Origin of the sequence: Seohaeicola zhoushanensis (assembly GCF_014656415.1) — a bacterium.
GTDB lineage: Bacteria > Pseudomonadota > Alphaproteobacteria > Rhodobacterales > Rhodobacteraceae > Seohaeicola_A > Seohaeicola_A zhoushanensis.
Window position 1 is genome coordinate 418,086 of record NZ_BNCJ01000001.1, and the last position, 14,182, is coordinate 432,267.

The window sequence follows — 14,182 nt, forward strand, 5'->3', positions numbered from 1 at the left end:
CGGGGTCAGAAAATGGGAGGAAGGAAATGAAGCATTTCAAAGCACTGGCGACCGCGGCCACGCTGTTGGCCTCGCCGCTGGCGGCACAGACGCCGGGTGTCAGCGACACCGAGATCAAGATTGGCGGCGCGCATGACCTGTCGGGCATCTTCGCGCCCTTCTCGGTGCCGGCCGTCGCCGCCGCGCGCGCCTATTTCGACCAGGTCAATGCCGCGGGGGGCGTGCATGGCCGCAAGATCAACTACATCGTCGAGGACCACGGCTATCAGGTGCCCAAGGCGGCGCAGGCCGCCAACAAGCTGGTGAACCGCGACGAGGTCTTCGCCATGCTGCTGAGCCTGGGCACGCCGCACAACCTGGCCATGTTCCAGATCATGGAGCCCAAGGGCGTGCCGAACGTCTCTCCGATCACCGCGGCGCGCCAGATGATCGATCCGCCGGCACCGTGGAAATTCGCCGGCACCTCGTCCTATTACGACGCGATCAAGGCGACGACCCAATACATGGCCGACCACGAGGGCACCAAGAAGGTCTGCCTGATGATCCTGCCCACCGACTTCGGCAAGGAGATCGAGGCCGCGGTCCACGACCTGGCCGCCGCCGGCAAGGTCGAACTGGGGGCCGAGATCGGCCACAAGCCGGACGAGACCGATTTCACCGGCGCGCTGGCGCGGGTCAAGGACTCGGGTTGCGACACCGTCGGCATGGCGCTGGGCATCAGCCAGATGATCAACGCGGTCGCCACCGCCCGCAAGCTGGGCATGAACGACCTCAAGATCATGCTCTCGGGCGCCGGCTTCCACACCGTGGTGGCCAAGGGCCTGGCGCAGCAGGGCGTGATGGATGGCGTCTACGCCGGCGCGGGCTGGCAGGATCTGGAAGCGCGGATGGGCGATCCGGCCGTGGCCGAATGGGTCGCGCAGTACAAGGCCGCCACGGGCGAGGATTATCCCGGCACCGGCGCGCTGCTGGGCCGTTCGGGCGCGGGCATCATGGTTGCCGCCCTCGAAGCCGCCGGGCCGGACCTGACCCGCGAGAACTTCATCAAGGCGATGGAGTCGCTTGACTATGAAGACCCGATCTCGGGCAACCGCGTCGATTTCTCGGCCGAGGATCATGTCGGCGCCGACGAGGTCTTTGTCAGCCGCATCGAGAACGGGCACTGGGTGCTGGTCCAGACGATCAAGTAGGCCAAGACGCGGGGCGCGCAGAGACGCGCCCCGCGTTACCTCATTTCACGACAAGACGCGCCAATCGGAGAGCCGGATGATCAGACGCACCATCTATGACGAGGAACACGAGATCTTCCGCAAGACCGTGCGGGCCTGGGCCGACAAGGAGGTCTATCCGCATTCCCAGGCCTGGCGCGAGGCCGGCAGCGTCAGCCGCGAGGTCTGGAAGAGCGCGGGCGAGCAGGGCTTCCTCTGCATGTTCGCCGACGAGAGATACGGCGGGCTTGGCCTGCAGGATTTCCGCTATGACATGATCCTCTGCGAAGAGATCGGCCCGCGCGAGTCGGGCCTGTTCCTGGGGCTGCACAACCGCATCGTCGGGCCCTACCTGCACAGGTTCGCCTCGGACGACCAGCGCGAGCGTTACATGCCGGGGGTCGTTTCGGGCGATTGCATCCTGGCCATCGCCATGACCGAGCCAGGCACCGGGTCCGACCTGGCGGCGATCCGCACGCGGGCGGTCGAGATGGACGACCACTGGGTGCTGAACGGTTCCAAGACCTATATTTCCAACGGCTTCCTTGCCGACCTGGTGGTGGTCGCCGCCCGCACAAACCCCGACCGCGCCCATGAGATCGGGCTGTTCCTGGTCGAGACGGGGTCGCCCGGCTTTTCGCGCGGGCGGAACCTCAAGAAGATGGGACTGGAAAGCCAGGACACGGCCGAGCTGTTCTTCGACAACGTGAAGGTGCCCAAGGCCAACGTGCTGGGCGACCCGCGGGCCGGGTTCAAGACCATGATGATGAACCTGGCCGAAGAACGGATGATCGGCGCCGTCGGCTTTGTCGCCCGCGCCGAGCGGGCCTTTGCGATCACCATGGATTACATCATGGAGCGCCGCGCCTTTGGCCGGCCGATCGGCACCTTTCAGAACTCGCGCTTCAAGATGGCCTCGATGCGCACCGAGCTGGATGCCGCCTGGGCGCTGACCGACCATTGCGTGCGCGAGCACATGGAGGGCCGGCTTTCGGCCGAAATGGCCGCCGAGGCCAAGCTTTTCACCTCGGAGGTCGAGGGGCGGGTGGTCGATGAATGCCTGCAGCTGCATGGCGGCGCGGGGTATATGGACGAATACGAGATATCGCGCCTCTACCGCGATGCCCGTATCAGCCGCATCTACGCCGGCACCAGCGAGATCATGCGCGAGATCATCGGGCGGGGCCTAGGCCTGGACGACCGCGGGCGCAACTGATGGCGGGGCCTGGGGCCGGCCCGGCCGAACCGCCAGGGCGCGGATCGTCGATGCGGCCCGCCTGTCGCCGCCCGTCGCGGGACAGCGGCTGATGCGACCCCTGCGCGCCGAACTTGCCAAGGAGTGAGCATGGCTTTCCCACGTATGCATCTGGAGCACGAACACGAGATGTTCCGCAGCCAGGTCCGCCGCTTCCTGCAGCAGAACATGTCGGCCAAGGTGCCGAAATGGCGCGCGCAGGGCCATGTCGACCGCGAGGATTTCCGCACCTTCGGGGCGCAGGGCTGGCTTTGCCTCTGGGCCGAAGAGAACTTCGGCGGGCCGGGTATCCGCGATATCCGGTATGATCAGGTCCTGCAGGAGGAAACCATCCGCTGGACCGACATCGGTTTTTTCCACAACGCCCATTCCATGCTGGTCGGCCCCTACATCGACAGCTTTGCCACGCCCGCGCAGAAGGCCCGTTTCCTGCCCGGCGCGGTCAGTGGCGCGACCATCATGGGCATTGCCATGACCGAGCCGGACACCGGGTCGGACCTTGCCGCGATCCGCACCCGGGCCGAGGACCGTGGCGACCATTTCCTGGTGAACGGGGCCAAGACTTTCATTTCCAACGGGATCATCGGCGACCTTTTCGTCGTAGCGGCGCGGACCGGGGACAAGCGGGGCCAGATCGGGCTGTTCGTCGTCACCTCGGACATGCCGGGTTTTTCGCGCGGGCGGCACCTGCGCAAGATGGGGATGCCGGTGCAGGACACCGCCGAGCTGCGGTTCGAGGACGTGCGGGTGCCGCGCGACAACCTGCTGGGCGATCCGGGGCGCGGCTTTGCCTATATGGCCGAATGCCTGGCGGTCGAGCGGACGATGAGCGCGATTTCCTCGCTGGCCCATGCGCAGGTGGCCTTCGACGTGACGCTGGAGTTCGTCAAGCAGCGCCAGGCCTTCGGCCAGCCGGTCGGGGCGTTCCAGAACACGAGCTTTGTCATGGCCGACCTGCGCGCGCGGCTCGATGCCGCCCAGGCCTATCTCGACCAATGCGTGATGCTGTCGAACGCCGCGCGCCTGACGCCCGAGGATGCCGCCGCCGCCAAGCTGCTCTGTTCCGAGTTGCAGGGGGCGGTGGTGGATGCCGGGGTGCAGTTCCACGGCGGCGCCGGGTATATGGACGAATACGAGATCAGCCACATGTTCCGCGACGCCCGGATCGCGCGGATCTATGCGGGGACCAGCGAGATCATGAAGGGCATCATCGGGCGCGGCCTTGGCCTGGGCGAGCGCGCGCTGCGCGGTTGAGCGCGGGCTGTTGCGTTCGGTCTGACGCGCCCCTAGCGAACGTATCGCATCAGATCCGCCGCGCGTGCCCGGCCGAGTTCGATCCGGCAGGAGTCGATCCCGATGCCGGTGCCGGACCCGCCGCCGAAGGTGGCGCCGACGTAATCGCAATGCGCGTCCCGGTAGGCCGACCAGGCCGTCTGAGAAGCCTCAAGGGCGGGAACGGCCAGCTTGCGGCCGGTGGCCTGGTCGAGTTCCTCGGCGGCGCGGGTCGCGAAGCCGAGGTAGATATCGATCGTCGCATCGACCCTTTGCAGGGTATCCGCCACGCAGTTTCCGATCTCGACCTGGCTGCTGCCGCCGCATTCCGTCGCCGGATCGGCAAGGGCGGGGAGGGGCAGACAACAGATCAGGGTCAGCCTTGCCGCGAATGTCTTCATGGTGGAACCTCGCTTGTCTTCAGTGATGCGCTCACTGCCCGATCAGAGCTTGGGGGCATCCCGAGCCGACCGCAATGCGATGGTCTTGTCAACGGCGACGGCAGGGGTGTCGCCCCGGTTCTCAGTCCAGAACGACGATGCCCGAATGCTTCTGCTTGTGCTCGGGTTCGACGTGGATGGTAATCTTGGCGCCGTCTATCGCCTTCTTCAGCGCGGCTTCGACCCGGTCGCAGATCTCGTGGGCGTCGTAGACCGACATTTCGCCGGGAACCACCAGGTGGAACTCGATGAAGGTTGCCTGGCCGGCATGGCGGGTGCGCAGGTCGTGGGCCTCGACCGCGCCTCCGGCTTCGGTCGAGATGATCCGGCGGACGACGTCGAGGGTGTGGGGCGGAATGGCTTCGTCCATCAGGCCGCTAAGCGACTCGCGCACCACGTTGTAGCCGGACCAGAGGATGTTCAATGCGACGAGGGCGGCCATCAGGGAATCGAGGATCCACCAGTCGGTCACGATGGCGACCAGCACACCCAGGGCGACGCCGGCAGAGGTGATCACATCGGTGAACAGGTGCTTGCCATCGGCGACAAGCGCGGGCGAGCGGGCGCGGCGGCCGCGGGTGACCAGGACCCAGGCCCAGAAGGCGTTGATGACCGTGGCGGCGCCGTTGATGAGCAGGCCTTCGATGGGCAGGTTCAGGGCCACGGGATTCAGGAAGCCGAGATAGGCCTCGCGCAGGATCAGCAGGGCGGCGACGATGATCATCACGCCTTCGAGCACGGCGCTGAAGAACTCGGCCTTGTGGTGCCCGAAGGGATGCGAAGCGTCGGCCGGACGCGCGGCCACCCGGATGGCGATCAGCGCAGCGATCGCAGTGGCGACGTTGACCGTGCTTTCGAGCGCGTCGGAGTAGAGCGCCACCGACCCGGTCAGCCACCAGGCGACGAACTTGATGCCGAGGACCAGCACGCCGACGAAGACGCTACCGATGGCCAATCGCATGGTATTTGACACTGCGTCTTCTCCTGCCTTATGGCAGGCGACGTTTAACGGCACGCGGCGCGGCGGGCAACCTTGCTTGAGGCCGTTCTTCAGGCGCTTTGGGCCAATGTCAGCTCGGGCAGAGAGACGACGAATGCCGTTTTCCCCGAGGCTCTGTCATAGCGGATGTCCCCGCCCATCTTGTTGACCATCTCCTTGGCGATGCTGAGCCCAAGGCCCGTGCTGGCGATGTTGGAGCGGTTCGCCTTGCTGGCGCGGATCTTGTCCTGCGAATAGCGCTCGAAGAGCTGTGCTTCGAACTCTGGTGGGACGCCGGGGCCCTGGTCGCAGACCGCGATCTGGACGAAGCCGGAGACGCGCGATGTGGAGACGGTGACCTTGCCGCCCTCGGGCGAGAACTTCACCGCGTTGGACAGAAGGTTGGACAGGATCTGGTTCAGCCGTTGCGGGTTGACCGAAATCCGCGCGTCGGGAGCCTGGTTGTCGAGTTGCACCGAGACCCCCTTCTCGGGCAGGTAATGCGCGATTGCGTCGACCGCATCGGAGAGGGTTTCAGCGACGTCGATTTCCTCGGGTTCGAAGTCCATCTTGCCCGAGACGACCTTTTCGAAATCGAGGATGTCGTCAATCAGCTCGGCCAGCCGCCTGGCATTGCGGTCGGCGGTGGTGATGAGCTTGGACACCTTGGGATTCATGTCCGAGAGTGGCAGCGAGCAGACCAGACCCAGTGCGCCCCGGATCGAGGTGACGGGCGAGCGCAGTTCATGGCTGACGGTCGAGATGAACTGCTCTTTCTGGACGGCCAGGTTGTGCAGGTCGGTGATGTCGCGGTTGTGGGTGATGATGCCGATCATCTGCCCCTTGTCGTCGCGCAGGGGCACCTTGAGCGTCGAGAACCAGGCCTCGGAGCCGTTCACGAACCGGAAGAGCTGTTCGGTCTGGCGGGCTTCGCCGGATTTGATGACCGCCTGTTCCATCGCCCGCAGCTCGGTTGCGCGTTCCGTTTCGTAGAAGTCGAAATAGGTCTTGCCGATGATATCGCCGGTTTCGGGGGCGTTCAGCACGTCGGCGGTTGCCTTGTTCGCGATGAGGAAGCGACCTTCGAGGTCTTTCACGTTCAGACAGTCGGGCATCGCCTTGACCATTGCGCGGTAGAGGCGGTTGGATTGGAAGGCGCGGCGCTTTTGCACCTCGGTCTCGATCAGAAGCACTGTCACCAGGGTGCCGAGGAAGGTCATGACGACCATCGGCAGGCCGACCTGCTGCAGCAGGGTGCTGCGGAGGGAAGCGTCAAGCACCAAGAGGCTGGTGAGCACGCCGGGGCCGACGAGGCAGGCAAAGCCGAGCACCCGCGGGAGGCTCTTGCGACGCGATCCGAAGAGGTAGTGGCCGGCAAGCCCGATGCTGGCCGACACGCCGATGCCGATGACGCCGGCGAGGGCTCCGCCGCCGCCGAGGTAGGCGCGATAGCTTGCCGACATGATGCCGGTGACCACCGCAGCCAGCGGGCCCGCAAACAGGCCGCTTGCCGCGATCAGCGGGTGCCGCAGGTCGAACATGAAGCCGGGCATGACCTCGGCCGACATCGACATGGCCGCAATTGCGGTCAGGCCGACAAGGATGCCGAAGCACAGGCGACCGGAGGCCTTTTCCATCGGCGGGAGCCAGCGTTCCAGCATTCCCCATGCGACGACGAACACCGCGATAATCGCGTGTGTTGCTATCAGCGATCCCCAAATAACGTTCACGGTTGGCCCGCCTATTGTTGCCCTGCTGTGTCCACTCCGTTTCGTTAACGATTGTGGCGGGAAATTGGCCGTGGATAGATTTCATTTTGGAGATACGTTTATTCTCGTGATATCTCAGTCAGTTAACTATCCTTCCGGTTGTGTTGACGTGTTCTCGGATCAGCTTATGCGTTGTCCAAGCTTCCAGCCTCGCGCACGCCTCCGTTGCGCGTGCCGCGTGCGGAGCGGGGCTGGCGGCGAGCATTTTTCAAAAAGCACATCTTGTTTGAAACTTTTCCCGCGCGCCCTGCGTGACTGGTTGCGAGTGGGGGCCGATGTGGCCGCCCGTCTCGTGTGAATGTCACTCTGGAGGGAGAAGTTCGATGAAGATTGCAGTTACCGCCCTGGCCCTGACGATGGCGGCCGGGGCCGCCTTTGCCGCGTCGCATGCCATGGCGCCGATGGTCGAGGCCGCGGATCAGGACGTGTCCAACGGGATCGTTTCGGCCAGCAAGGTCGTTGCCGGAGAGAATGGCTGGATGGTGGTGCATCGCACCGATGCCGAAGGCAAGCCTGGCCCGGTGGTGGGCTATGCGCCGCTGCGCATGGGTGAGAACGTCGACGTGGCCGCGATCCTGACCGAGGAGGTCAAGCCGGGCGAGATGCTGATGCTGATGGTGCATTCCGAGGCGGGCGGCATGAAGACCGGTGCCTTCGAATACACCTTGGGGGCCAAGGAAGACGGCCCGATCAAGCCGGATGGCAAGCTGGTGATGCAGACCATCACCGCCAAGTAGCGGCTACCGCTTTAGAGGGTGGGTTGGTGCGAGTGTGGCGGCCCCTCGGGTGAGGGGCCGCCATTTTCTCAGCCGAGGCGGCGCTTGCGCGAGGCTAGCAGGCGCAGGCGCAACGCGTTCAGCTGGATGAAGCCCTGGGCGTCTTTCTGGTCGTAGGCGCCGGCGTCTTCCTCGAAGGTCACGTGGGCCTCGGAGTAGAGCGAGTGGTCGGACCAGCGGGCCACGGTGCGGGCCGAGCCCTTGTAGAGCTTGAGACGCACGGTGCCGGAGACATGTTCCTGGCTCTTGTCGATCAGCGCCTGGAGCATCTCGCGTTCGGGCGAGAACCAGAAGCCGTTGTAGATCAGCTCGGCGTAGCGCGGCATGATCGAGTCCTTGAGGTGGCCCGCGCCGCTGTCCAGCGTGATCTGTTCGATGCCGCGGTGCGCCTCGAGCAGGATGGTGCCGCCGGGGGTTTCGTAGACGCCGCGGGACTTCATGCCGACAAAGCGGTTCTCGACCAGGTCGAGGATGCCGATGCCGTGCTTGCCGCCCAGTTCATTGAGCCGGGTCAGGATCGTCGCGGGCGACATCGCTTCGCCGTTGATGGCGACGGCGTCACCCTTCTCGAAGGTGATCTCGACGAATTCCGGCTCGTTCGGTGCGTCTTCGGGGCGGGTGATGCGCTGCAGCACGTAGTCGGGGGCTTCTTCGGCCGGATTTTCCAGCACCTTGCCCTCGGAGGAGGTGTGCAGCAGGTTCGCGTCGACCGAGAAGGGCGCTTCGCCACGCTTGTCCTTGGCGATCGGGATCTGGTTCTGTTCGGCGAACTCCAGCAGCCTGGTGCGGCTGGTCAGGTCCCACAGGCGCCAGGGTGCGATCACCTTGATGTCGGGGTTCAGCGCGGCGGCGGCGAGTTCGAAGCGCACCTGGTCGTTGCCCTTGCCGGTGGCGCCATGGGCGACGGCGTCGGCGCCGGTCTCGGCGGCGATTTCCACCAGGCGCTTGGAGATCAGCGGGCGGGCGATCGAGGTGCCGAGCAGGTATTGCCCTTCGTAGAGCGCATTGGCGCGGAACATCGGGAAGACGAAGTCGCGCACGAATTCCTCGCGGACGTCCTCGATGTAGATGTTCTCGGGCGCGATGCCCAGAAGCTCGGCCTTCTTGCGGGCCGGTTCCAGTTCCTCGCCCTGGCCGAGGTCGGCGGTGAAGGTGACAACCTCGCAGCCGTATTCGGTTTGCAGCCACTTCAGGATGATCGAGGTGTCGAGGCCACCGGAATAGGCCAGAACGACTTTCTTGGGCGCGGACATGGAAAGTTCCTTGGTTTGCAGGTCGGCAGCGGGTTATCCCGTTTTCTCCAGCGGGGCAAGCATTCCGCATCGCCGGGGGCAGGCAATCCTAGCCTGCGAGGCGCTGGGTCCGCTCTCCCAGGAACAGGGCCGTCGATTGATCGATGGCGCGCAGGATCTGGCCGAGGTCGACATCCTGCGCCCGGCCGGTCCTGGCGGCCTGTTCGCCGTGCTGGCAGAGGGCGGCGAGATGGGCGAAACCGAGGTTGAGGGCGCTGCCTTTCAGGAAGTGCAGGTCGGCCGCCAACCGCTCGGCATTCGCCGTGACCTGCAACCGTCCGGACAGCTCTTCCACCTCTTCCAGAAAGAGGTCGACAACCTCGGCAAAGTCATCGGTGCCGACTTCGTCGCGCAATTCGATGACGCGGGGCCAATCGATCATCGGCAAGGTCCTCCATCCGGGGCGAGGCTAGGGGAGGGCGGTGAAGGCCCCGTTAACGCCGGACGGATAGCGTGGAAAATTCAAGCATTCATGCGGTGTTAAGACTGTTCTGGCAGGAGGGGCGCATTGCAGCTTTGACACAGCAGGACGCGCCTTGCGGTTCAATCAGTCTTCGCCGATCCGCACCGGGCCAGAGGCCGGGTCCGTTCGCACTGTCCTGGTGGTCGACGACAGCCGGCTGCAACGGCGCATCCTTGCCAGCATGTTGCAGAAATGGGGTTGCGCAGTGATCGAGGCGGAAAGCGGCGATCATGCGCTGGCGATCTGCAAGGCGGCACGCCCAGATATCGTGCTGTCGGACTGGATGATGCCGGGAATGGACGGGCTCGATTTCTGCCGTGCCTTCCGGCAGTTGCCGTCCGACCGCTATGGCTATTTCATCCTGCTCACCGCCAAGAGCGGCAAGGTCGAGACGGCGCAGGGCCTGGACGCCGGGGCCGACGATTTCCTGACCAAGCCGGTCAACCGCGAGGAATTGCGCGCCCGGATCTCTGCCGGGGACCGGATCATCGCGATGCAGCGCGAATTGTCCGAGAAGAACCGCATCATCGGCGAGACGCTGGACCGGTTGCAGGCGGCCTATGACTCGATCGACCACGACCTGAAGCAGGCGCGGAAGATCCAGCAATCGCTGGTGCCGCGGGTGTCGGAGGCCTTCGGAGCCTCGCGGGTGAGCCTGCTGCTCAAGCCCTGCGGGCATATCGGCGGCGACCTGGTGGGGATGTTCGCGCCGCGGCCCGATCAGGTGGCCTTCTATTCGCTGGACGTCTCGGGGCATGGCATCACCTCGGCGCTGATGACTGCGCGGCTGGGCAATTACCTGAGCGCGGTCTATTTCGACCAGAACCTCGGTGTGGAGACTGATGACCGGGGCCTTGCGCTGCGCCCGCCGGTGGCGGTGGCCGAAGATCTGAACACCCGGCTGATGGCCGACAAGGGCATCGACGAGTATTTCACCATGGCCTATGCGACGGTCGACCTGGGCTCAGGGCGGTTGCGGCTGGTGCAGGCGGGTCATCCGCACCCCCTGCTGATCCGCGCGAACGGGGAGATGGAATTCGTCGGCAGGGGCGGGCTGCCGATCGGGCTGCTGGAGGAGGCGTCCTTCAGCCAGACCGAACTGGTGCTGGAGCCCGGAGACCGGCTGCTGCTTTATTCCGATGGGTTCACCGAGGCGCAGGTGGTCGGGGGCGGGATGCTCGACGCCGAAGGGATGCTCGATATCGTTGCGCGCTGCCAGCCGGACCAGTCGGGCCGCGAATGGCTCGAGGACCTGTTCTGGAACCTGATGGAACGGATGGCGCCCGATTATGGCGTGGAAGACGACGTTTCGGCCACGTTGTTCGAGTTCAACGGGCGTTGAGACTGGCGAAAAGCGCGGTGAAATGCCGGTCGCCCGGATTGCCCAGCAGGCGCGCGGCGGCGTCCATGTCGGCCCAGAGCGCCTCGTGTCCCGGTTCGGTGGGCTCACCGAGGCAGGCGACGGGGCGAGCGATGTAGATGGTGCAGATCTTTTCGGCCCAGAGGTCGTATTCGGGCATGTAGGCGAAACGGCGGAAGACGCCGAAGCGGCGCGGTGCCGAGATGCGCCAGCCGGTCTCCTCGAAGACCTCGCGGTGGAGCGCCGCGACGAGTGATTCGCCCCGGTCGATGCCGCCGCCGGGCAGCTGAATCTCGGGTTCGGGTTCGGCCTGGTGGGTCAGCAGAAGCCGCCCGTCGAGCGGCAGAATCGCATAAGCCCCTGCGCGCCGGATATAAGTCCGGCCGGGGTCGGGTGTGTCTCCAAAACGCCTGATCACGGCCGAAACCCTTTTTCCACGGCTTGTCGCGCCTATATAGCGGCGGTATGCCAAGCCTTGGCGCTTAAGGAAACCCCATGACGTTCGGACAAAAACTCGCGTGGGACGATACCGTCCTGCCTTTCCAGCTCGATGCCTCCGACATCCGCGGCCGGGTCGCCCGGCTGGACGGTGTTCTGGATGGTATCCTGAAACAACATAACTACCCGCTTCAGGTCGAGGCGCTGGTGGCCGAGATGGCCCTGCTGACCGCCCTGATCGGGCAGACGGTGAAACTCCGCTGGAAGCTGTCGCTGCAGGTGCAGTCGGACGGCCCGGTGCGGATGATCGCGACCGACTATTATGCCCCCGAGACCGAGGGCGAGCCGGCGCGCATCCGCGCCTATGCCAGCTATGACGCCGAGCGGCTGACCGATGGGTCGCCGATGGACCAGGTGGGCAAGGGCTATTTCGCGATCCTGATCGACCAAGGCGAGGGCACCACGCCTTACCAGGGCATCGTGCCCCTGGCCGGCGTGAGCCTGGCGGAATGCGCCGGGGCCTATTTCGCGCAGTCGGAACAGCTGCCGACTCGGTTCTCGCTCAGCTTCGGGCGGGCGTCCTATCCGGGCGTGCCGGAAAGCTGGCGTGCGGGCGGGATCATGATCCAGCACATGCCCAAGGCCTCGCCCTTCGTGGCGACGCGCGAAGGCGAGGGCGGGATCCTGGCGGCAGGCGATCTGGTCGACGGCGAGGCCGGCGAGAACTGGAACCGGGTGAACATCCTGCTCGACACTGTCGAGGAGATGGAGCTGATCGGCCCTTCGGTGCCGCCGACCGACCTGCTGGTGCGGCTGTTCCACGAGGAAGGCCCGCGGGTCTATGACACCACCTCGGTCCGCTTCGGCTGCACCTGCTCGGAAGAGCGGGTGAGGCAGAGCCTCTCGATCTACTCGGCGCGCGACATCGGGAAGATGACCACGCCCGAGGGGCTGGTGACCGCCGATTGCCAGTTCTGCTCGGCGCATTACGAGCTCGACCCCAAGTCGGTCGGGTTCGAGGCGGAGACCGGCAAGAATGACTGAACTGGCGGCGGCCCTGCGCGCGGCAATTGCGCGTCCGGGCGCGCCGTCATCGGATTTCGATCTGAACCCGGCGGCGCAGCGGCCCGAAAACGTCAAGCTGCGCGACGCCGGGGTGCTGATCGCGATCGACCTGACCGGGGCGGATCCGAGGGTGTTGCTGACCAAGCGCGCTTCGGGTCTGCAACACCATCCGGGCCAGATTGCCTTTCCCGGCGGCAAGGTCGAGCCGACCGACGCCGATGTGACCGCCGCCGCGCTGCGCGAGGCGCGCGAGGAGATCGGCTTGCCGGAAACCCTGCCCGAGGTCATCGGCTGTATGCCAGCGCACGAGACGGTGACGGGTTTTCGCGTGACGCCGGTGCTTGCCGTGGTGCGCGAGCCGTTCCAGCTGATGCCCGACCCCGGCGAGGTGGGCGAGGTGTTCCGCACGCCGCTGGCGCATCTGATGGACCCCGGCAACTACCTGATCGAGTCGCGCCGCTGGCGTGGCATGAAGCGGCGCTATTTCGTGGTGCCCTGGGGGCCCTACTACATCTGGGGCGCAACCGCCCGGATGCTGCGGGCGCTGGCCGCGCAGATGCAGCCGTGATCCGCGTCGACGGGCCATGGCGGCGCAACAAGGCCACGCAGGCCGTCTGCGCCGCGATTGCCCGTGACGGGGCGCAGGCGCTGTTCGTCGGCGGCTGCGTGCGCAACACGCTGCTGGGGGCCGAGGTTTCCGATATCGACATCGCCACCGACGCGACGCCCGAACAGGTGGTCGCGCTGGCGCAGGCCGCCGGGATCAAGCCGGTGCCGACGGGGATCGAGCATGGCACGGTGACGCTGGTGGCGGGGGGCATTCCGCACGAGGTGACGACCTTCCGCCGCGATGTCGAGACCGATGGCCGCCGCGCGGTGGTGGCCTTTTCCACCCGCGTCGAGGATGACGCCTCGCGCCGCGATTTCACGATGAACGCGCTTTACGCGCTGCCCGACGGCACGCTGATCGACCCGCTGGGCGGGATCACCGACCTGCAGGCGCGGCACGTGCGCTTCATCGGCAGCGCCGAGGACCGGATCCGCGAGGATTATCTCCGCTCGCTGCGGTTCTTCCGGTTCCATGCCTGGTACGGCGATCCCGGCAACGGGATGGACCCGGACGCGATTGCCGCGATTGCCGCCAATCTCGACGGGTTGGAGTCGCTTTCGCGCGAAAGGGTGGGGGCCGAGACGCTCAAGCTGCTGGCCGCGCCCGATCCGGCGCCCGCCGTGGCCGGGCTGCGCAGCACGGGGGCGCTGGCGCGGTTGCTGCCGGGGGCCGACGACCGCGTGCTGGCGCCGCTGGTACATCTGGAGGCCGAGGCCGGGGCCGCGCCTGACCCGATCCGCCGCCTGGCGGCGCTGGGCGGCGACCTGGCCGAGCTGCTGCGCCTGAGCCGTGCGCAGGCCGGGGCGCTGGAGCGGCTGCGCGACTGGACGGGCCGCGCGGCGCAGGCGGGCGAACTGGCCTATCGGCTGGGGGCCGACGCGGCGCGCGACGTGCTGCTGCTGCGCCATGCGCTGATGGGCACGCCCTGGGATGCGGCGGCCACGCCTGCCGTCGAACAGGGGGCCGCCGCGCGGTTTCCAGTTGCCGCGCGCGACCTGATGCCCGCTTACACCGGGCCGGCGCTGGGCGCGCGGCTGGCCGAGCTGGAACGGCGCTGGATCGACTCAGGCTTTGCCCTGACGCGCGACGATCTGCTCGGCTGAACTGCCGAGGGGTGACAAGGGCCGGGATGGGTCGCATTCTGGGGCCCGACGAAGGACGTATTGTCGAAGATGACGGACCGGACGCGCCTTTGGCGCCGGGCGGGCTATATCACAGGTTCCGGGCGCGCCAGTCGGGCGGGTCCCTGAACACC

General features: G+C 66.1%; 14 protein-coding genes. 8 read left to right on the plus strand and 6 right to left on the minus strand.

The window, feature by feature from the left end; all coding sequences use genetic code 11:
* The first annotated feature begins 26 nt into the window (after positions 1-26).
* From IE266_RS01985 to IE266_RS01995, 3 genes are all read left to right on the plus strand, one after another.
* Positions 27-1,190, plus strand: coding sequence for an ABC transporter substrate-binding protein (locus IE266_RS01985; RefSeq protein WP_189678353.1), 1,164 nt, complete (start codon positions 27-29; stop codon positions 1,188-1,190).
* 76 nt (positions 1,191-1,266) lie between these two features.
* Positions 1,267-2,424, plus strand: a complete 1,158-nt coding sequence (locus IE266_RS01990; protein ID WP_189678354.1) for an acyl-CoA dehydrogenase family protein — start codon at positions 1,267-1,269, stop codon at positions 2,422-2,424.
* A 129-nt stretch (positions 2,425-2,553) separates the two neighbouring features.
* Positions 2,554-3,717, plus strand: coding sequence for an acyl-CoA dehydrogenase family protein (locus IE266_RS01995; protein WP_189678355.1), 1,164 nt, complete (start codon positions 2,554-2,556; stop codon positions 3,715-3,717).
* Positions 3,718-3,749: 32 nt separating this feature from the next.
* On the opposite strand, the gene IE266_RS02000 is transcribed toward IE266_RS01995, so the two are convergent.
* From IE266_RS02000 to IE266_RS02010, 3 genes are all read right to left on the minus strand, one after another.
* Positions 3,750-4,136 carry a lysozyme inhibitor LprI family protein gene (locus tag IE266_RS02000; RefSeq protein ID WP_189678356.1) on the minus strand — a complete coding sequence of 129 codons (387 nt, stop codon included), beginning with the start codon at positions 4,134-4,136 and terminating at the stop codon, positions 3,750-3,752.
* A 121-nt stretch (positions 4,137-4,257) separates the two neighbouring features.
* Positions 4,258-5,148: a cation diffusion facilitator family transporter gene (locus IE266_RS02005; RefSeq protein WP_308434558.1), complete on the minus strand. Its 891-nt coding sequence runs from the start codon at positions 5,146-5,148 to the stop codon at positions 4,258-4,260.
* 77 nt (positions 5,149-5,225) lie between these two features.
* Positions 5,226-6,884 (minus strand): ATP-binding protein, encoded by a 1,659-nt coding sequence (locus IE266_RS02010; protein WP_189678357.1) that lies wholly within the window; start codon positions 6,882-6,884, stop codon positions 5,226-5,228.
* A gap of 362 nt (positions 6,885-7,246) precedes the next feature.
* On the opposite strand from IE266_RS02010, the gene IE266_RS02015 reads away from it, so the two are divergent.
* Complete coding sequence (locus IE266_RS02015; protein ID WP_189678358.1) at positions 7,247-7,660, plus strand: DUF7282 domain-containing protein; 414 nt, start codon at positions 7,247-7,249, stop codon at positions 7,658-7,660.
* A gap of 68 nt (positions 7,661-7,728) precedes the next feature.
* Here the strand turns inward: IE266_RS02015 and IE266_RS02020 are convergent, their stop codons facing one another.
* Both IE266_RS02020 and IE266_RS02025 read right to left on the minus strand, forming a co-directional pair.
* Positions 7,729-8,952 (minus strand): argininosuccinate synthase, encoded by a 1,224-nt coding sequence (locus IE266_RS02020; RefSeq protein ID WP_189678359.1) that lies wholly within the window; start codon positions 8,950-8,952, stop codon positions 7,729-7,731.
* Positions 8,953-9,040: 88 nt separating this feature from the next.
* Positions 9,041-9,373: an Hpt domain-containing protein gene (locus IE266_RS02025; protein ID WP_189678360.1), complete on the minus strand. Its 333-nt coding sequence runs from the start codon at positions 9,371-9,373 to the stop codon at positions 9,041-9,043.
* 154 nt (positions 9,374-9,527) lie between these two features.
* Here IE266_RS02025 and IE266_RS02030 point away from each other — a divergent pair, with 154 nt between their 5' ends.
* A complete protein-coding gene (locus IE266_RS02030) occupies positions 9,528-10,796 on the plus strand; it encodes a PP2C family protein-serine/threonine phosphatase (protein WP_229863862.1) in 1,269 nt (422 codons plus the stop codon).
* Here the strand turns inward: IE266_RS02030 and IE266_RS02035 are convergent.
* Complete coding sequence (locus IE266_RS02035) at positions 10,783-11,232, minus strand: NUDIX domain-containing protein (protein ID WP_189678361.1); 450 nt, start codon at positions 11,230-11,232, stop codon at positions 10,783-10,785. The two genes, IE266_RS02030 and IE266_RS02035, sit on opposite strands and share 14 nt — an antisense overlap.
* A 77-nt stretch (positions 11,233-11,309) precedes the next feature.
* Here IE266_RS02035 and hslO point away from each other — a divergent pair, with 77 nt between their 5' ends.
* Genes hslO through IE266_RS02050 form a run of 3 tightly spaced genes read left to right on the plus strand, consistent with a single transcriptional unit; the run spans position 11,310 to position 14,030 of the window.
* Positions 11,310-12,296 carry an Hsp33 family molecular chaperone HslO gene (gene hslO, locus IE266_RS02040; protein WP_189678362.1) on the plus strand — a complete coding sequence of 329 codons (987 nt, stop codon included), beginning with the start codon at positions 11,310-11,312 and terminating at the stop codon, positions 12,294-12,296.
* Positions 12,289-12,885 carry a CoA pyrophosphatase gene (locus IE266_RS02045; protein WP_189678363.1) on the plus strand — a complete coding sequence of 199 codons (597 nt, stop codon included), beginning with the start codon at positions 12,289-12,291 and terminating at the stop codon, positions 12,883-12,885. The genes hslO and IE266_RS02045 overlap by 8 nt, the downstream gene beginning before the upstream one ends.
* Positions 12,885-14,030 (plus strand): CCA tRNA nucleotidyltransferase, encoded by a 1,146-nt coding sequence (locus IE266_RS02050; protein WP_189678755.1) that lies wholly within the window; start codon positions 12,885-12,887, stop codon positions 14,028-14,030. Before IE266_RS02045 ends, IE266_RS02050 begins: the two co-directional genes overlap by 1 nt.
* Positions 14,031-14,182 lie beyond the last annotated feature (152 nt).